Annotated in this window: 1 protein-coding gene; it reads left to right on the top strand. The window is 60.8% G+C overall.

All coding sequences use genetic code 11. The features are described 5' to 3' along the window. The coding region (locus tag A3728_RS21355; protein WP_443069441.1) for a DUF6927 domain-containing protein at positions 1 to 342 on the top strand (342 nt) is incomplete at both ends.

The raw sequence follows: 342 nt of genomic DNA, 5'->3' as shown, positions 1-342 counted from the left end.
GGTGGGTTCGACTTGGTATGCGGCGGCAAAGGTCACAAATATCGACGGCACCCCTGTCGAAGACACGACCTATGTCACCGATGCGGATGGCTCCATCACTTTCGCCGCCGTATTCCTTACCCGATATGATGACGGCTGCTGGGGCTACGAGGACATGGAGGAAAGCGCGGGACCGGTCGAATCACGCGCGCCACTGAGCCTATTGGCCCTGCTGTCCGAGCTGAAAGACCCAGACAGCTATGCTCATGCCTGGCGCCAGCGCTGCCAGGACTGGGCTGCGATCCCGGACTACGAGGAAGGCGACAAGATCAAGCTCGCAGCACCTGTGACGCTCACCGATGG

The sequence above is a fragment of the Sulfitobacter sp. HI0040 genome (assembly GCF_001634885.1).
In the GTDB taxonomy this organism is placed as follows: domain Bacteria; phylum Pseudomonadota; class Alphaproteobacteria; order Rhodobacterales; family Rhodobacteraceae; genus Sulfitobacter.
Note: the sequence above shows the minus strand (reverse complement) of the source record. Positions and strands in the feature narration are given on the sequence as shown.